The 16,511-nt window shown below is 65.0% G+C and carries 15 protein-coding genes; 10 read left to right on the forward strand and 5 right to left on the reverse strand.

Annotated elements, in window-relative coordinates:
• The 4 genes from A3722_RS16030 to A3722_RS16045 form a co-directional block, all read left to right on the forward strand.
• Positions 1-514 (forward strand): AAA family ATPase (locus tag A3722_RS16030; RefSeq protein WP_150120527.1); only part of this gene is annotated, 514 nt, incomplete at its 5' end.
• Positions 511-1,398: a DUF58 domain-containing protein gene (locus A3722_RS16035; RefSeq protein ID WP_067622531.1), complete on the forward strand. Its 888-nt coding sequence runs from the start codon at positions 511-513 to the stop codon at positions 1,396-1,398. The genes A3722_RS16030 and A3722_RS16035, both read left to right, overlap by 4 nt.
• Positions 1,395-4,160: a DUF4159 domain-containing protein gene (locus A3722_RS16040; protein ID WP_067622534.1), complete on the forward strand. Its 2,766-nt coding sequence runs from the start codon at positions 1,395-1,397 to the stop codon at positions 4,158-4,160. The genes A3722_RS16035 and A3722_RS16040 overlap by 4 nt, the downstream gene beginning before the upstream one ends.
• Positions 4,157-6,199 (forward strand): hypothetical protein, encoded by a 2,043-nt coding sequence (locus A3722_RS16045; RefSeq protein WP_067622536.1) that lies wholly within the window; start codon positions 4,157-4,159, stop codon positions 6,197-6,199. The genes A3722_RS16040 and A3722_RS16045 overlap by 4 nt, the downstream gene beginning before the upstream one ends.
• Here A3722_RS16045 and A3722_RS16050 read toward each other — a convergent pair.
• The 5 genes from A3722_RS16050 to A3722_RS16070 all read right to left on the reverse strand — a co-directional run bounded on the left by A3722_RS16050 (position 6,196) and on the right by A3722_RS16070 (position 11,055).
• Complete coding sequence (locus A3722_RS16050; RefSeq protein ID WP_067622539.1) at positions 6,196-7,077, reverse strand: nickel/cobalt transporter; 882 nt, start codon at positions 7,075-7,077, stop codon at positions 6,196-6,198. The genes A3722_RS16045 and A3722_RS16050 overlap by 4 nt on opposite strands.
• Positions 7,062-7,712 carry a DUF1007 family protein gene (locus tag A3722_RS16055; RefSeq protein ID WP_067622542.1) on the reverse strand — a complete coding sequence of 217 codons (651 nt, stop codon included), beginning with the start codon at positions 7,710-7,712 and terminating at the stop codon, positions 7,062-7,064. Before A3722_RS16055 ends, A3722_RS16050 begins: the two co-directional genes overlap by 16 nt.
• 90 nt (positions 7,713-7,802) lie before the next feature.
• Positions 7,803-8,582, reverse strand: a complete 780-nt coding sequence (yaaA, locus tag A3722_RS16060) for a peroxide stress protein YaaA (protein ID WP_067622545.1) — start codon at positions 8,580-8,582, stop codon at positions 7,803-7,805.
• A 30-nt stretch (positions 8,583-8,612) separates the two neighbouring features.
• Positions 8,613-10,658, reverse strand: a complete 2,046-nt coding sequence (gene recQ, locus A3722_RS16065) for a DNA helicase RecQ (RefSeq protein ID WP_067622546.1) — start codon at positions 10,656-10,658, stop codon at positions 8,613-8,615.
• A gap of 109 nt (positions 10,659-10,767) precedes the next feature.
• Complete coding sequence (locus A3722_RS16070; RefSeq protein WP_067622549.1) at positions 10,768-11,055, reverse strand: YggT family protein; 288 nt, start codon at positions 11,053-11,055, stop codon at positions 10,768-10,770.
• A gap of 132 nt (positions 11,056-11,187) precedes the next feature.
• Here A3722_RS16070 and A3722_RS16075 point away from each other — a divergent pair, with 132 nt between their 5' ends.
• From A3722_RS16075 to arfB, 6 genes are all read left to right on the forward strand, one after another.
• Positions 11,188-11,766 (forward strand): acyl-CoA thioesterase, encoded by a 579-nt coding sequence (locus A3722_RS16075; RefSeq protein ID WP_067622565.1) that lies wholly within the window; start codon positions 11,188-11,190, stop codon positions 11,764-11,766.
• A gap of 104 nt (positions 11,767-11,870) precedes the next feature.
• Positions 11,871-13,244: an MFS transporter gene (locus tag A3722_RS16080; protein ID WP_067622551.1), complete on the forward strand. Its 1,374-nt coding sequence runs from the start codon at positions 11,871-11,873 to the stop codon at positions 13,242-13,244.
• The gene (mepA, locus tag A3722_RS16085; protein WP_067622554.1) at positions 13,241-14,185 is read left to right on the forward strand and encodes a penicillin-insensitive murein endopeptidase; all 945 of its coding nucleotides are present in this window, start codon (positions 13,241-13,243) and stop codon (positions 14,183-14,185) included. The genes A3722_RS16080 and mepA overlap by 4 nt, the downstream gene beginning before the upstream one ends.
• The gene (locus A3722_RS16090) at positions 14,158-15,072 is read left to right on the forward strand and encodes an esterase-like activity of phytase family protein (protein ID WP_067622557.1); all 915 of its coding nucleotides are present in this window, start codon (positions 14,158-14,160) and stop codon (positions 15,070-15,072) included. Before mepA ends, A3722_RS16090 begins: the two co-directional genes overlap by 28 nt.
• 64 nt (positions 15,073-15,136) lie before the next feature.
• Entirely contained in the window at positions 15,137-15,757 is a 621-nt protein-coding gene (locus A3722_RS16095; protein ID WP_067622560.1) for a queuosine precursor transporter, read from the forward strand.
• Positions 15,758-16,088: 331 nt separating this feature from the next.
• The gene (gene arfB / locus A3722_RS16100) at positions 16,089-16,511 is read left to right on the forward strand and encodes an alternative ribosome rescue aminoacyl-tRNA hydrolase ArfB (protein ID WP_067622562.1); all 423 of its coding nucleotides are present in this window, start codon (positions 16,089-16,091) and stop codon (positions 16,509-16,511) included.

Genomic DNA, 16,511 nt, shown 5'->3' on the forward strand with positions numbered 1-16,511 from the left:
AGAAGGCACTTATCCTCTGCCCGAAGCGCAGCTTGACCGGTTCCTCGTACAGATCGACGTGGCCTACCCTGACCGCGCGACGGAGCGGGACATTCTGATCGCCACCACCGGCGTCGAAGATGGCGCGGTGCGTCCTGTCTTCGCAACCGAAGACCTGCTGGCCGCACAAAATCTGCTGCGCCGGATGCCCGTGGGCGACAGCGTGGTGGAGCTGATCCTTGACCTTGTCCGCGCCTTCCGCCCCGATGAACCCGAAGCCACCCCTGCGGTGCGCGAGAGTGTCGCTTGGGGCCCCGGCCCCCGTGCCGCGCAGGCGCTTATGCTGACCGTCCGCGCCCGTGCGCTGCTGGATGGGCGGCTTGCCCCCTCTGCCGAAGACGTGCTGGCGATGGCCCGCCCGGTGCTGAGCCACCGGATGGCGCTGAACTTTGCCGCCCGCGCACGCGGCGAAAGCCTGCAAGAGCTGATCGACGCCACCGCCGGTCAACTGATCGGGAAAAAGGCCGCCGCGTGACCCATTCCCCCCTAACCCTCAGGGCCGACGCCGAGGGCGAGGCGGCCCGGCTTCCCGCCCTTCTGGCGCGGGCCGAGCATCTGGCCGGTGCCGTGTTGCCCGGCGCCCATGGCCGCCGCCGCGCGGGAACGGGGGATGATTTCTGGCAATACCGCCCGGCGCAAATGGGCGACAGCCGACGGATGGTCGACCACCGCCGCTCGGCACGCGGCGATCAGGAGTTCGTGCGCGAGCGGGAATGGCAGATTGCCCAGTCGGTCATGCTTTGGGTCGATCAGGGCGCGTCGATGCGCTTTGCCTCTGACAAAGGGCTGCCCGATAAAGCTGATCGCGCGCGGCTGTTGGGCCTCGCGCTGTCGATCCTGCTGCTGCGCGGCGGCGAGCGTGTGGGGCTTACCGGCACCGCCCTGCCGCCCCGGCGCGGCAATCCGCAGGTGCTGCGTCTGGCCGAATTGCTCTGCCAAGAAGACACCCGCGAATATGCCCCGCCCGAACACCGCGGCATGATCCCTCATGCGCGGGCGATCTTTATCTCGGATTTCATGGGCGATCTCGCCCCCGTCCGCACCGCGCTGACCAAAGCCGCTGATCGCGGCGTGCGCGGCGTGCTGTGCCACCTGCTCGACCCGGCAGAGGAAGCCTTCCCTTTTGCGGGCCGTACCATCTTCGAAAGCGTCGGCGGCACGCTGCGCCATGAGACACTGAAGGCGAATGACCTGCGCGGCCGCTATCTCGACCGGCTGGCGGCGCGCAAAGATGAATTGCAACAACTCTGCGCCCGCACCGGCTGGCGCTATGGGCTGCACCACACGAATGCCTCGGCGCAATCGGCGCTGCTGTGGCTCTATGGCGCGTTGGACGCGCGGCAAGGAAGTGCTGCATGAGCGTTTTCGGCGGCATTGGTTTCACCGCGCCTTGGCTGCTGCTGGCCCTGCTGGCGCTGCCGATCCTGTGGCTGATCCTGCGTGCCGTGCCCCCGGCTCCGATCCGCCGCCGTTTTCCCGGTGTGGCGCTGCTCTTGGGTCTGGCGGATGACGAAAGCACGACGGACCGCACGCCGTGGTGGCTGCTGCTACTGCGGATGCTGGCCGTGGCTGCGATCATTGTTGGCCTCGCCGGGCCGGTCTTGAACCCGCAGGCCGAGGCGGAACAGGGCAGCGGCCCCTTGTTGATGGTGCTCGATGGCTCTTGGGCCGGGGCCAGCGGCTGGGATCGTCAGTTAGCTGCTGTAGACGCGCAGCTAACCCGCACCGGCCGGGCCGAGCGGACCGTGGGCATCCTGACTCTGACCGACCCGCAGGTACCGACCTTCCAATCCGCCGACGCATGGCGCAGCCGCCTTGCCGGGCTCACGCCCGCGCCGTGGCAACCCGCCCCGGCAAACATCACCCGCGCAACCGAAATCATGGCAGACCTGCCCGCTTTTGACACGATGTGGTTCAGCGATGGCTTGGACTATCCGGGCCGCGATGATCTGCGCGCCGAGCTGCAATCCAAAGGCGCGGTGGAGGTGCATCAATCGGCGAGCAATGTCATCGGCATCGCGCCTGCGGTCTACCAAGATGGCGCAATCGACCTGACCCTGCGCCGCGCCATTCCCGGCCCGGAGCGCGAGGCCGTGGTGCAGGCCCATGGCCGTGATCCGGCAGGCAACGCTCGCGTGCTGGCCACCGCCAACGCAAGTTTCGAGGCGGGGGCGACCGAGGCCACCACCTCCCTGTCGCTGCCCGCCGAACTGCGCGCGCGACTGACCTCTTTCGATATCGCGGGCCAACGCTCTGCCGGGGCGCGCACCTTGGTCGACGACGGGCTGCGCCGCCGTGAGGTCGCGCTGATCAGCGGGCGCGGGGCGCAGGAGGGGCTGCAACTGCTCTCACCGCTGCACTATATCGAACAGGCGCTGGCCCCGAACGCGGATTTGATCGACGGCACCCTGACCGACGTGCTGCCCGCCAACCCCGATGTAATCGTGCTGGCCGATGTCGCCACGCTTAGCCCCGCCGAGGCGGAGCCGCTGCAAGAGTGGATTGACGCGGGCGGTATGCTCATTCGCTTCGCCGGACCGCGCATCGCCGCCAGTGATGTCAGCCGCGTCGACGAAGACCCGCTGATGCCTGTGCGCCTGCGCGCCGGGGGGCGCAGCGTGGGCGGGGCAATGTCTTGGGGGGAGCCCAAAGCGCTGGCCCCTTTCCCCAACGGTTCTCCCTTCTTTGGCCTGCCGGTGCCGGAGGACGTGACCGTTTCCGCTCAGGTCGTGGCGCAACCGGACCCGACACTGGCCGACCGGGTGATTGCGTCGCTGAGTGACGGCACGCCGCTGGTCACGGGCAAGGCTGTGGGTCAGGGGCAGATCGTGCTTTTCCACGTTACCGCCACGGCGGAGTGGTCGACCCTGCCGCTGTCGGGCCTTTTCGTGCAGATGATGGAGCGGCTGGCTGTGTCCTCTGGTGCCAGCACGCCCGAGGCCGGCAGCCTTGAGGGCACCACATGGACCCCGCTGCGGGTGATGGACGGTTTCGGCACCCTGTCGGACGCGGGCAACCTGCCCGGTGTCGCGGGGCCTGACTTGATTTCGGCCCCCGCTGGCCCTGCGCTACCCCCCGGCATCTACGGCTCAGAAGACCGACGGCTGGCGCGCAATGTGCTGACTGCTGAGACCACGCTCACCCCCGCCACATGGCCCTCGGATGTGCCGCTGCGTGGTCTTGCGCTGCCGCCGGAACAGCCGCTGGCCGGAGCACTTCTGAGCCTCGCGATCCTGTTACTGGTTGCCGATGTGCTGGCCTCTCTCGCCCTCTCGGGGCTGCTGCTGCGCCGCTCGGCTGGTACTCTGGCGCTGATCTTGGGGCTGGGCTTGCCACAGATGGGGGACGCGCAAGAGACTGACCCCGAAAGCTTTGCCGTGCGCTCCGCCTCCGAAGTCACGCTGGCCCATGTGCTGACCGGAAATAGCGACGTTGACGAGGTCGCCCGCGCCGGGCTGACCGGCCTGTCGGACACGCTTTATTTTCGCACCACAGTAGAACCTGCCCTGCCCACAGGTGTCGATTTGGAGCGGGACGAACTCGCCTTTTTCCCGATCCTCTATTGGCCCGTTACCCCCGATCAACCGCAGCCCTCAACCGAGGCTTATGGCAAGCTGAACGACTACCTCCGCTCGGGCGGGTTGATCCTGTTTGATACCCGCGACGCAGATATCGCAAGCTATGGTGCCGCCAGCCCGAACAGGCGCAAGTTGCAGGAATTGGCCGCCCCGCTCGACATACCACCGCTTGAGCCGCTACCCGGCGACCATGTGTTGACCCGCACCTTCTATCTGCTGCAGGACTACCCCGGCCGCTACACCAGCCGCGATGTCTGGGTGGAGGCCGCGCCGCCTGATGCCGAACGGATTGAGGGCATGCCGTTTCGCAATCTAAACGACGGGGTGACCCCGGTGGTGATCGGCGGCAACGATTGGGCCGCCGCTTGGGCTGTGCGCCGCGATGGTGCGCCGCTGCTGCCCATCGGGCGCGGCTATGCCGGGGAACGGCAGCGCGAGTTGGCTTACCGCTTTGGCGTGAACCTTGTGATGCATGTGCTGACGGGCAACTACAAATCCGATCAGGTCCATGTGCCTGCGCTGCTCGATAGGTTGGGCCAATGACCGGAACCGTGCTTTTCGACCCGCTGATCCCGCTGCCGCTGCTGATTGGGCTGGCGGTGCTTGCCGTGCTCGGCGTTCTGTTGGCGGTGTGGCGTGGCCTGTCGGGCTGGGCACTGCGGGGGCTGGCCGCTGTGGTTGTGCTTGCCGCATTAGCTGGCCCCTCCTATCAAACCGAGGACCGCGCACCGCTGTCGGACATCGTCCTGCTGCTCGAAGACAAAAGCGCCAGCCAGCGGCTTTCCGACCGTGCCGATCAAACCGATGCCGCCGCCGAGGCGATGGCCGCCCGCATCACTGCACGCCCCAACACTGAACTGCGCCGGATCACCGTACCAGACGGGTCCGAGGACGCGGGCACACGGCTGATGACCACCTTGGCTGATGCGCTGGCCGAAGAGCCACGTTCGCGGATCGCGGGCATTTTGGCAGTCAGTGATGGCCGGGTGCATGACGCGGACCTGCCGCTTGACCTGCCCGCGCCGCTGCACCTGCTGCAAACAGGTCGTGCCGAGGATTGGGACCGTCGCCTGACCGTGCGCAATGCGCCCGCCTTTGCCATTATCGGCGAGCCTGTAACCCTGACCCTGCGCATCGACGATCTGGGCGCCGCGCCCGAGGACGGGGGGCTGACCCGGCTTGATATCTCTGTCGACGGCGAGGAACCGCAAAGCTTTGACGTTCCCATTGGCCAAGACCTCGAACTGCCCGTTGCCTTGCCCCATGGGGGGCGCAATGTGATCCGGTTCTCCCTGCCCGAAGCCGAGGGCGAGTTGACCGACCGCAACAATGCCGCACTGATCCAGATGAACGGGGTGCGCGACAGGCTGCGCGTGCTGCTCGTCTCAGGCGAGCCGCATCCCGGGGGGCGCACATGGCGCAACCTGCTGAAGTCCGACAGCGCGGTCGATCTGGTGCATTTCACGATTCTGCGCCCGCCCGACAAGCAGGACGGCGTGCCGGTGAACGAGTTGTCGCTGATCGCTTTTCCGACGCGCGAATTGTTCATGGACAAGATTGACGACTTTGACCTGATCATCTTTGACCGCTACCAGCGGCGTGGCATCCTACCTGCGCTCTACCTCGACAACGTGGCGCAATATGTGCGCAAGGGCGGCGCGGTGCTGGTAGCGGCGGGGCCGGATTTTGCCAGCGCCGACAGCCTCTACCGGTCGCCGCTTGGTACGGTGCTGCCCGCCACCCCCACCGCGCGGGTTTTGGAGGAAGCCTTCCCCCCCGTCGTGACCGACATCGGTCAGCGCCATCCCGTGACAGCCGAACTGCCGGGCAAAGGCGACTGGGGCCGTTGGCTGCGCCAGATCGACGTGACGGCTGAGCGTGGCGATGTGGTCATGAGCGGCGCAGACGACCGCCCACTGCTGGTGCTCGACCGCGTCGACGAGGGCCGCGTGGCGCTGCTGGCCTCAGATCATGCATGGCTCTGGAACCGGGGCTATGAGGGCGGTGGCCCGCAGTTGGAACTGCTGCGCCGTTTGGCGCATTGGATGATGAAAGAACCCGAGCTTGAGGAGGAGGCGCTGACCGCCACCGCCCAAGGCCGCACCATGCGCATCACCCGGCGCACCTTGGATGAAACCGTGCCTCCCGTCACCATCACCGCCCCCGATGGCAGCACCACCGAAGTGCCCCTCGCCCCCGCTGGTCCGGGCCGTTTCGAGGCTGAATTCACGGGCGAGGAGATGGGCCTCTACCGATTGGAAAACGGTGAGGAGGTGACTGTCATCGGCCTCGGCCCTGCTGCCCCGCGCGAGTTTATTGAGACGATTGCCAGTGACGCAGCACTGCGCCCAGCCATCGACACCCTGCGCGGTGGCGTGGCACGGGTGGAAGACGGGCTGCCGCGCCTGCGCGACGTGCGCCTTGGCCGTCCGGCTGCCGGACGCGGCTGGCTGGGGCTGACCCCACGTGGCGCTTATGAGACCCGCGATGTGCGGCAAACACCGCTGCTGCCGGGCTGGCTGGTGCTGTTGCTCTCGGCCCTGTTCATCATTGCCGCTTGGCTGCGCGAAGGCCGCCGTTAAAGCGCGCGAAGCAGCAGCCCGCCCGCAAGCGTGACGACGATAAGCCCTGCCGTCAGCTCTGCCACCGCCGCGGCCTGTGCCAAGCGCGGCGATCCGGCGAGCCCACCAAGCACCCCCGCCCGCAACCCCGTGGCGGCAAGGCCGGTGGCGATGGTGATCAACCCGGTGCCAAGGGCCATGGCAAAAGCGCCCAAAACACCGACACCGCCGATGCCCATATGCCAAGTGATCACCAGCACGAACAGCGCCCCGGTGCAGGGACGGATGGCGATCCCAGCAATCAAAAGCAGCGCATCACGCAGGCTGCCCGCCTGCTGGACCTGCGCCAAGCTCGGCCCATGGGCATGACCGCAATGGCCGCAGACTTCTTCGCTGTGCACCACCTTCTTTTGCCGCGCATGGCGCAGCCCACGCCAGATCAGCCAAAGCCCGATAAGGGCAATCGCGCCATAGCTTGCCGGGGCCATGATGTCTTCGGTCACGCCCACCAGCGCCTCACGGCCAAGGCCCAAAAGCAGGGTCCCCGCATAGACCAAGACCACCGCTGTCACCGCTTGACCCAGCGAGGCGGCCAGAGCGATCAGCGACAGCCGCAGCATGGGCACAGAGCGCGCCAGCCCATAGCCGCCAATCACGATCTTGCCATGCCCCGGCCCCGCCGCATGCACCACGCCGTAGGCAAAAGACGCCAGCAGCACCGCCCAGAACGCCGCCGTATCGCCCCCCCGCGTGGCGCGCAGCCCGCTGGCGATGCTGTTTTGAAACCCGCGTTGTTGCCCCGCCGCCCAATGGGCCAGCGCGTTAAAGCCCCCCGTCCACCACAGCGCCGCCAGCGCCAGCAGGGTCGCCAATGCGGCCAGCGCTATGATGCGTCGCATGTGATCACCACCTCATTGGCCAAGGCTTCGCCAATTTCAGGCAGGCCGACATCGTTCGGATCGGTATTCGCGTCCAAGGCGCTCAGATCCTGCTGAAGTTCGCGCAGATCGGCGTTCATCTCTGGCATCTTGACCCGCGCGCGACAGGCGTCATCGCCTTGCACGGTCACCTTCTGAGTCACCTCATAGGCAGTGTAATAGGTCGGGTCATAGGGTTTAATGACCAGCCCATTCGCGTCAGGCGCATCGCCCTCGACCGCCCGCAGATGGCTGGTGATGATCCGGCCTTCGGAAAAGGTCGTCGCCACCTCTTGCGGCCCAGAAAGCGCGATCTCTTCACCGCCGTTCAGCAAGACCGTATCGCCGTTGAACCCTTCGATCCAACGCATGTCGAACCCGTTGAGTGAGGCCACCTCTGCCTCGGTCAACACGCCATCGTAATCGGGATCAAGCCCGCGATCCTCGGTCACCAACAGAGAATAGAATTCGTCATAGGCCCATGTGATCCGCAGATGGGTCAACCGCCCCTCGGCATCGACGATCACTTCGAACCCGGTATCGACGAAGATATGCGGATGCGCGCCAAGCGGCGTTGCACAGGCAAGAAGAGCAGCGGTGACGAGCGGGTATTTCATGGCGCTAGGTCTACCCCCCTTCGCCATGCGCGGCAATTGCCCGGAAGGTGGCATATGGCGGGATCGCGCGCATTGCCCCCCGCCCCCAGATCAGGTCGACGGATAGGGTCGGACAAAGACCGGACGCTCGGGCGTCGAGGTATCGGGCTGATAGGCATAGCCGCCGCTGTCAAAATCCCGCAGCCCCTCGGGATCATTCACCCGGTGCTGCACGATATACCGCGCCATGGCACCGCGTGCTTTCTTGGCAAAAAAGCTAACGATTTTCGGCCCTTTACCGTCGCCCTTGTCTTCCATGAACTGCGGGGTGATCACGCGCAATTTCAGCGCTTTGAGGTCGACCGCGCCAAAGTATTCCTGACTGGCGCAGTTCACCAGAACATCGCTGCCGGTGGCCTCGGCCTGCGCGTTCAGCGCCTTTGACAGGCTGTCGCGCCAATAGTCATAGAGGTTGCCACCGCGGCGGGTTTTCAGCTTGCTGCCCATCTCCAACCGGTAGGCTTGGATCGCGTCGAGCGGGCGCAGCACGCCATAGAGACCCGACAGGATGCGCAGGTGCTCTTGGGCATAGGTCATCTCATCGGAATCAAGGCTCGCGGCCTCCAGCCCCTGATAGGTGTCGCCGGCAAAGGCCAGCGCGGCGGGGCGGGTGGTGTCGGCACTGGGCTCGGCTCCGAACGCCTGAAACCGGTCGCGGTTGAGACGGGCCAGATCGTCGCTCAGCCCCATCAGGTCTTTGAGGTTGCCCAAGGTGAGATTGCGCGCGGTCGTCGCCAGCCGCACAGCATCTTCCTGAAAATCAGGCTGGGTAACCGCGACATCGCGTTCGGCCCAATCAAGGCGTTTGGCGGGGGAAATAACGACGAGCATGGCAGTCTCCTTGGGGCGTGTCGGGGTGATTTAGCCCGCGTCGCGCAGAACGTCCAGAAAGGCGGGGCCAAAGCGTTCGGCGCGTTTGTCGCCGAGCAAGCGTTCAATCGCGGAACTGTCGGCACTGCGCAGTTGCGCCACCTTTGCCAGCATCGCCGCAGAGCAACTCAGCGGCTTGTCGGTGCCTTGTTCGCCGCGCGCCAGATCGGCCTGCACCTGCAACAACTGGTCATAGACATTGCCCGCCTCGCGGCCCGCCAGCTTGCGCCGGGCCTTATGCATCGGCTGCGCTTCGCTGTTGATGACCTCAAGGAAAGCGGCGCCGTAGTTTTCCAGCTTTTTCGCGCCCACGCCACCGATACGGGCCATGGCATCAAGGTTTTGCGGGCGCGCCTCTGCCATCTCGATCAGAGTGCGGTCGGTGAAGATGATATAGGCAGGCACGCGCGCCGCCTCGGCCAATGCGCGGCGCTTGGCCTTGAGCGCCGACAGCAGCGGCGCGTCTTCATCGCTGGCCATCGCTTTAACGGCAGGTCGGCGATTGGCCCCTGCCGCCTTGATCGTGTCCCGCCGCAGGTTGATCGACGCCTCGCCGCGCAGGATCGGCAGGGCGGCATCGGTCATGCGCAGGGCCCCGTGGCGTTCAGCATCGGGGCGCACGAGGTCATGGCCCATCATCTGCCGGAACACCGCCTGCCATTCATTGCGGCTGTATTCCCCGCCCACGCCGTAGGTCGGCAGCGACTGATGCCCGCGCTGGCGGACCTTGTCGGTCTCATTGCCCAGAAGGATGTCGATGAGATGGCCCGCGCCGAACCATTCGTCAGTCCGCAGCATGGCCGAGAGCGCCTTGCGCACTGCCGTGGTGCCATCGAACACATCCGCGGGCGTATCACAGAGGTCGCAGCGTCCGCAGGTGATTTCGGTCTCGTCAAAATAGCCCAGCAAGGTCTGGCGACGACACTCCAGCGCCTCGGCCAAACCGAGCAGCGCGTTGAGCCGCCCGTGATCGGCGGCGCGGCGTTCGGGCGGGGCCAGCCCCTCGTCGATCTGACTGCGGCGCAAGCGGATGTCATCGGGGCCAAAGAGGGTCAGCGTCTCGGCCGGGGCGCCGTCACGCCCGGCGCGGCCAATCTCCTGATAATAGGCCTCGATCGATTTCGGCAGGTCCGCATGGGCGACCCAACGGATGTCCGGTTTGTCGACCCCCATGCCAAAAGCCACCGTGGCGCAGATGATCAACCCGTCCTCTTGCTGGAACCGACGCTCGGCGATGCGGCGGTCTTCGGCCTCCATCCCGCCATGGTAATGGAGCGCCTCCTGCCCCTGATCGCGCAGCGCCTTGGCCAGCCCTTCGGTCTTGGCCCGCGTGCCGCAATAGACGATGCCCGACTGCCCCTTGCGCGCGGCGGCGAAGTTCAGGATCTGATCGCGCGGCTTGTTCTTGGCGGCAAAGGCGAGGTGGATGTTAGGCCGGTCAAAGCCGCGCAGAAAGGCGCGCGGGGGCGTGCCGTCGAACAGTTTCTCAACGATCTCCACCTGCGTTTCGGCATCCGCCGTGGCAGTGAAGGCCGCAAGTGGCACGTTCAGCGTGCGGCGCAATTCACCGATGCGCAGGTAATCGGGGCGGAAATCATGACCCCACTGGCTGACGCAATGCGCCTCGTCTACGGCGATGAGATTGACGCCAACGCGCCGCAACATGCCCATGGCCGAGCCTGCGGCCAGCCGCTCCGGCGCCATATAGAGCAGTTTGAGGGTGCCTGCCTCCAACGCCTCCCAAACCGCGTCGGTCTCCTCAGACGTGTTGCCCGAGGTCAGCGCGCCCGCCGCGACGCCCGCTTCTTGCAGGCTGCGCACCTGATCGCGCATCAGGGCGATGAGCGGGCTGATGACCACTGTCACCCCCTCGCGCATCAGCGCAGGGAGTTGGAAACATAAGGACTTGCCGCCGCCCGTGGGCATGATGGCGAGCACGTTCTCGCCCTCGGTCACGGCCTCAACAATCTCTTGCTGGCCGGGGCGGAACCCGTCGAAACCGAATACATCACGAAGAAGCGTGGCAGCGCCTGTCATGGAGAACCTGTAAGATTGTCTGCTCTTTTTATGCAGACTCCCACACTAACAAACCGTGAACAAGGCCCGATGCGCGCGACATGGGCGCGCGGGCCCGCCTTGGCACGGGTCAGTAGAAGGCCGCCGCGTTGTTTGTCAGCACGATCCGCGCGATGGCCACGACGATCAGCACGATCAATGGTGCCAGATCCAAACCACCCATCGGCGGGATCACATTGCGCACGCGGCTATAGACCGGCTCTAGAATGCGGTTCAGCCCGTCCCAGATTTGCGCAACCAAAGGCTGGCGCAGGTTCAGCACCTGAAAATTGATCAACCAAGACATGATGACATGGGCGATGACGATGAACCAAACGATGTTCAAAAGCAGCATCAGGATTTGGAACAGTGACGTCATGGAATATCCCCTTGGTGTGACGCAAGACAGTTAAGCGCCCCGCCCGCAAAGGGCAAGAGTGCCGCGACGTATATGCTTGACCGCGCAGCGCTTCCGCCGCAGATCGGCACCGTCACGACAAAGGAAAGCCCCATGTTCCCGATCATCCGCATGGCCAAAGACGTCATCGTCGCCGCGCGGCAGGCGCCGTTGGAAAACCTGACCGACACCCATGTCAGCCATCACATCTGCTGGCCGCATGACCTTGATATCTGGATGGAGCTGAACAACGGGCGGGCGCTGTCGCTGTATGATCTGGGCCGCACCGCCATGGCGCAGCGTGCCGGGTTGATTGCGCTGCTTCGCCAAAACAAATGGGCAATCACAATCGCAGGCTCCAGCACCCGGTTCCGCCGCCGCATCCGCATGTTTGAGAAGTTCGAGATGCGCAGCCGGACGCTGTGTTGGGATGACAAGTTCATCTATCTGGAACAATCCATGTGGAAGAAGAACGGCGAATGCGCGAGCCATGTGCTCTACCGCTCTGCCGTGACCGATCGCAATGGGTTGATCCCGCCGGAAAAGGTGCTGCGCGCCATGGGGCGGCAGCAACCTTCGCCCGAGGTGCCCGGCTGGGTGGTCGAATGGATCCGTGCCGACAGCCACCGCCCGTGGCCGCCGATGCAAGACGGCGCGCCCGTGCCCGAAGCTGCACCGCACCTTTCCGCCTGACCCGACCGGCAGCCCCACGTTTCAACCCCGCCACGACTGGCGCTTGCGCCTTGCGCCGCGCCCTGCTCTAACTTGGAAAAGAGCAGGCCGCGAAGGGGCGCAACATGGCACAGACAGGCGGGCGCAAGCGCATCTGGGGATGGTACTTTTTCGACTGGGCCAGCCAGCCTTACAACACCCTGCTGCTGACCTTTATCTTTGGCCCCTATTTCGCCCAAACCGCGACCAACGCGCTGGTCGACGGCGGGATGGAGCTTTCCGCCGCGAAAGCCCAAGCGCAGGCCTATTGGGGCTATGGTCTGGCGCTGGCCGGGATCGCGATTGCCATACTGGCGCCGATCTTGGGCGCGGTGGCAGATTCCTCGGGCCGTCGGATGCCATGGATCTGGCTGTTTTCGGCGATGTATGTGATCGGCGCAGCCGCCCTGTGGTGGACAGCCCCGGCAGATTTCTCAATGCTTTGGGCATTGTTCTTTTTCGGCATCGGCTTGGTCGGGATGGAATTCGCCACGATCTTTACCAACGCCTATCTGCCCGAGTTGCACCCCGACCCGGGTGAACGCGGGCGCATCTCTGGCGATGGCTGGGCCTTTGGCTATGCGGGCGGGGTGCTGGCGCTGATCGCGATGATCGCCCTGTTTCAAAGTGGCGCGAACGGGCGCACCATGGCGGGGCTGACGCCGCTGTTCGGGCTGGACCCGGCGACCAAGGCCGACACCCGCATTGTCGGGCCGCTTGCGGCGATATGGTATGCCGTCTTCATGATCCCCTTCTTCCTCTATGTGCGCGACACGCCGAAACCCGGTGCCCAACGCTACCGCGTGGGTGCGGGTCTGTCGGATCTGCTGCGCACCCTGCGCGGTCTGCCAAAACACCCCTCGCTGCTGGCCTATCTCGGCTCTTCGATGTTCTACCGTGACGCGCTGAATGGCATGTATACCTTCGGCGGGGTCTATGCGCTTGGCGTGCTGGATTGGTCGATTCAAGAGATCGGCATCTTTGGCATCCTTGCCGCTATCTCGGGCGCGGTGTTCTGCGTGCTGGGCGGGCGGATCGACCGGCGCATCGGGCCGATGCCGGTGATCGTGGCCTGCTGCATCATCCTTGTGGCGACTGCCTGTTTGATCATCTCGTTGGGGCCGAATTCTGTCATGGGCGTTTCTTTGCCTGAGGGGTCTGCCCTGCCGGATATCCTCTTCTACGTCGCTGGTGCCTCTATCGGGGCGGCGGGCGGTGCGCTACAGGCTTCCTCGCGTAACATGCTGACACGGCAAGGAAACCCCGAGCGGATGACCGAGGCTTTTGGCCTTTACGCGCTGTCGGGCAAGGCGACCTCGTTCCTCGCCCCGGCGCTGATTGCCTTGGCCAGTGACCTCACCGGCAGCCAACGGCTGGGCATCACCCCCGTCGTGGGGCTTTTCATCGTCGGTTTGATCCTGTTAGCGTGGGTCAAACCCAAGGGAGATTTCGCCACATGACGCTGCTTCGCACCCTGACCTCCGTGGCACTGGCCTTTGCGCTGGCGTCTTGCGGGGGCGACCGGACCGAAACCGACATCAGCGGTGAGAAAGTCGCCCTGCCGACCATCGGTTCTTCGGGCGGCGCCTTGAGCACAGTCGCGGCCAAGCAGCTTTTCGGGGCCAAGAGCTTTGCCTCTACGCAATCCTCGGCGGCTTTCGGCAGCTACTCCAAAGGCTGCCTTGCCGGGGCCGAGCAATTACCCGAGACGGGTCCGACATGGCAGGCCATGCGCCTGTCGCGCAACCGCAACTGGGCCCATCCCGAGATGGTCGACGTGGTCAAGAAACTCAGCCGCAAGGCCGCGCAGCAGCCGGGCTGGGAAGGCATCTATGTCGGCGATATGAGCCAGCCGCGCGGGGGGCCGATGCTGACCGGTCACGCCAGCCACCAGATCGGCTTGGACGCCGATATCTGGATGCTGCCGCCGAAGTCGCTGAACCTCAGCCGGGCGCAACGCGAGAACATCTCGTCGATCTCCATGCGCCGGGCGAGTGGGGCCTATGTCAATTCCTCTTGGACGCCCGCGCATCACGAGGTGGTCAAGGCCGCGGCCCAAGACCCCCGCACCGCGCGTATCTTCGTCTTCCCCGGCGCCAAGGTGCAGATGTGTGCCGATGAAAAGGGCGACCGCAGCTATCTGCGCAAAATCCGGCCTTGGTACGGGCATCACTATCATTTCCACGTCCGCATCGCCTGCCCAACAGGCGCGCGCGGCTGTGTGGATCAGGCCCCGCCCCCGCCGGGTGACGGCTGCGCCGATGCGCGGCAGTGGCAGGCCAATATCCTGAACCCACCAAAGCCCGATCCAACGGCCCCCAAAACGAAACCCAAGCCCAAGCGCGACATCCTGCTTGCGGACCTGCCTGCCCAATGCAACGCCGTTTTGAACGCAAACTGATCCGCGCCTGTCTCCCGTTCTTCCTGCTCATTGCCTGCGTGGCCCCCGCCGCGCAGACAGAGCCGGTGGTGCAGGTCGACAGCGTGCTGACATGGAGCCACCCGGCCCCGTGGTTCGGCGGATTTTCCGGGGTCGAGGTCAATGCCGATGGCACGCGCCTGACGGCGGTCTCGGACCGGGGCCGCGTTGTGCAAGCGCGCATGGTTCGCGAGGCGGGCCGTTTGGTGGCCCTTGAGCTTGAGGAAAACGCCCCGCTCAAAGGGGCCGATGGCAAAGCCCTGCGCGGTCAAATGCGCGATGCCGAAGCGCTGGCGCTTGACGACACTGGGCAACTCTACATCTCGTTCGAACACGATCACCACGTCGCTCGGCTTGCGCCTGAAAGCGGGGTCACCACCCCTCTGCCCAGACATGACGACTTCGCTGGCTTCGCGCCGAACGCGGGGATGGAGACATTGGCCGCCCATCCCGATGGACGGCTCTTTGCCGCCCCCGAAGGCGGCGGCCCCACATCGGGCCCCATCCCGCTTTATGCCTTTGATGGCACCGCATGGACAATCGCCGCAGAGATCCCACGCCATGGGCCGTTCTTGCCGGTGGACGCGGATTTTGCCGAGGATGGCACGCTCTATCTGCTAGAGCGGACGATCACGCCATTGGGCTTTCGCAGCCGCATCCGCAGCTTTGATTTGACCGCGCCGGGGCTTGGGGAGGTAACCTTGCTGACCTCCGGCCCCGGTCAATACGACAACCTCGAAGCGCTCAGCACTTGGCAGGACGCGGCGGGACAAACCCGGCTGACTCTGCTGTCGGACGACAACTTCTTCGTCATGCAGCGCAATGAGGTGGTAGAGCTGATCCTTGCCAAACCGGGTGTCGAGGGCTAAAGACCGTTCCGTCTGCGATCCCCGCAGGCCAAGTCGCCGCACCCTTGCACAAAACGGTCCACATATGACACGCACCTATCTTCCCGGCATTCTTGCCATGGCCGCCATCGTCGTGGCCTCAAATATCCTTGTTCAGTTTCTATTCGGCCAATGGCTGACTTGGGGCGCTTTCACCTATCCGCTGGCTTTCCTCGTCACCGATGTGATGAACCGCCTTTACGGTGCCTCTGCCGCGCGCCGGGTCGTGTTGGTGGGGTTCGTCGTCGGGTTGATCTGCTCGCTGATTGGGACACAGATCATGGGCGAATTCGGCCCGCTAGTGACGGTCCGCATCGCGGTCGCCTCGGGCTCGGCCTTCCTCGTGGCGCAGCTTTTGGACGTGATGATCTTTAACCGTTTTCGCGATGGCGCATGGTGGCGCGCGCCTTTGATCAGCACGCTGATCAGCAGCGCGATCGACACGGCGCTGTTTTTCTCCATCGCGTTCTCGGCCAGCCTGTCGTTCATCCACCCCGCGACCGATGTCGCTTGGGCGACCGAGGCTTTGCCGCTGTTGGGCGCAGGCCCCGTTGCGCCGCTTTGGGTCTCGCTCGCCGTGGCGGATTGGTCGGTGAAACTGGCCATCGCGCTGATCGCGCTGATCCCCTTCCGGCTGCTGACCGCTCGGCTGACTGCCCGCGCTTGATACCGGCGCAGGGGGGCCCGCCCCCTTGCCGCCGCACCGTCCAAAAAAACGCTTTGCGAATTTCAAAACCTGTGCAACGCTCAGGGTGAGTTCAACAAATGTAAAGGAGGTGATCCAGTGTCAAGAAAGGTATTGGAGCGAGGTGTCGGAACAGCCAGCGGGGTTTCTTGCTAGGGCAGCCCCTGGCAGTGCAACCACCTGGTGGACATCGGTCTAACCGATCCCCCTCCTGAAACCATTCGATTGGGCCGTTCCGCAAGGGGCGGCCCATTTCGCATTCCCCCTTCACCCTCACGGCGCAGACTGGCATGTTACCGGGCAAGGAGAGCCCATGCTGCACATCAACGATGACATCGCCATTCACGACTGGGAGCTGACCGAAAGCTTCATGCGCGCCTCCGGCCCCGGCGGGCAGAATGTGAACAAGGTCTCCTCGGCGGTGGAATTGAGGTTCGAGGCCGCCACCTCGCCATCGCTGCCGCAGCCCGTCAAAAACCGCCTGCGCCGTTTGGCCGGGCGGCGCTGGACCACCGAAGGCGCGCTGGTGTTGCAATGTGACGAAACCCGCAGTCAGGCGCGCAACCGCGAATTGGTCCGCGAGCGGCTGGCCGAGTTGATCCGCACCGCCCTGACCCCGCCCAAACGCCGCATCGCGACCCGCCCGACGCTTGGCTCAAAGAAACGCCGTCTCAAGGCCAAGAAGGTGCGTGGCGAGGTTAAGGCAATGCGCGGCAAGGTTGACCCGGATACCTGA

Origin of the sequence: Sulfitobacter sp. HI0027 (assembly GCF_001634775.1) — a bacterium.
In the GTDB taxonomy this organism is placed as follows: Bacteria; Pseudomonadota; Alphaproteobacteria; order Rhodobacterales; family Rhodobacteraceae; genus Sulfitobacter.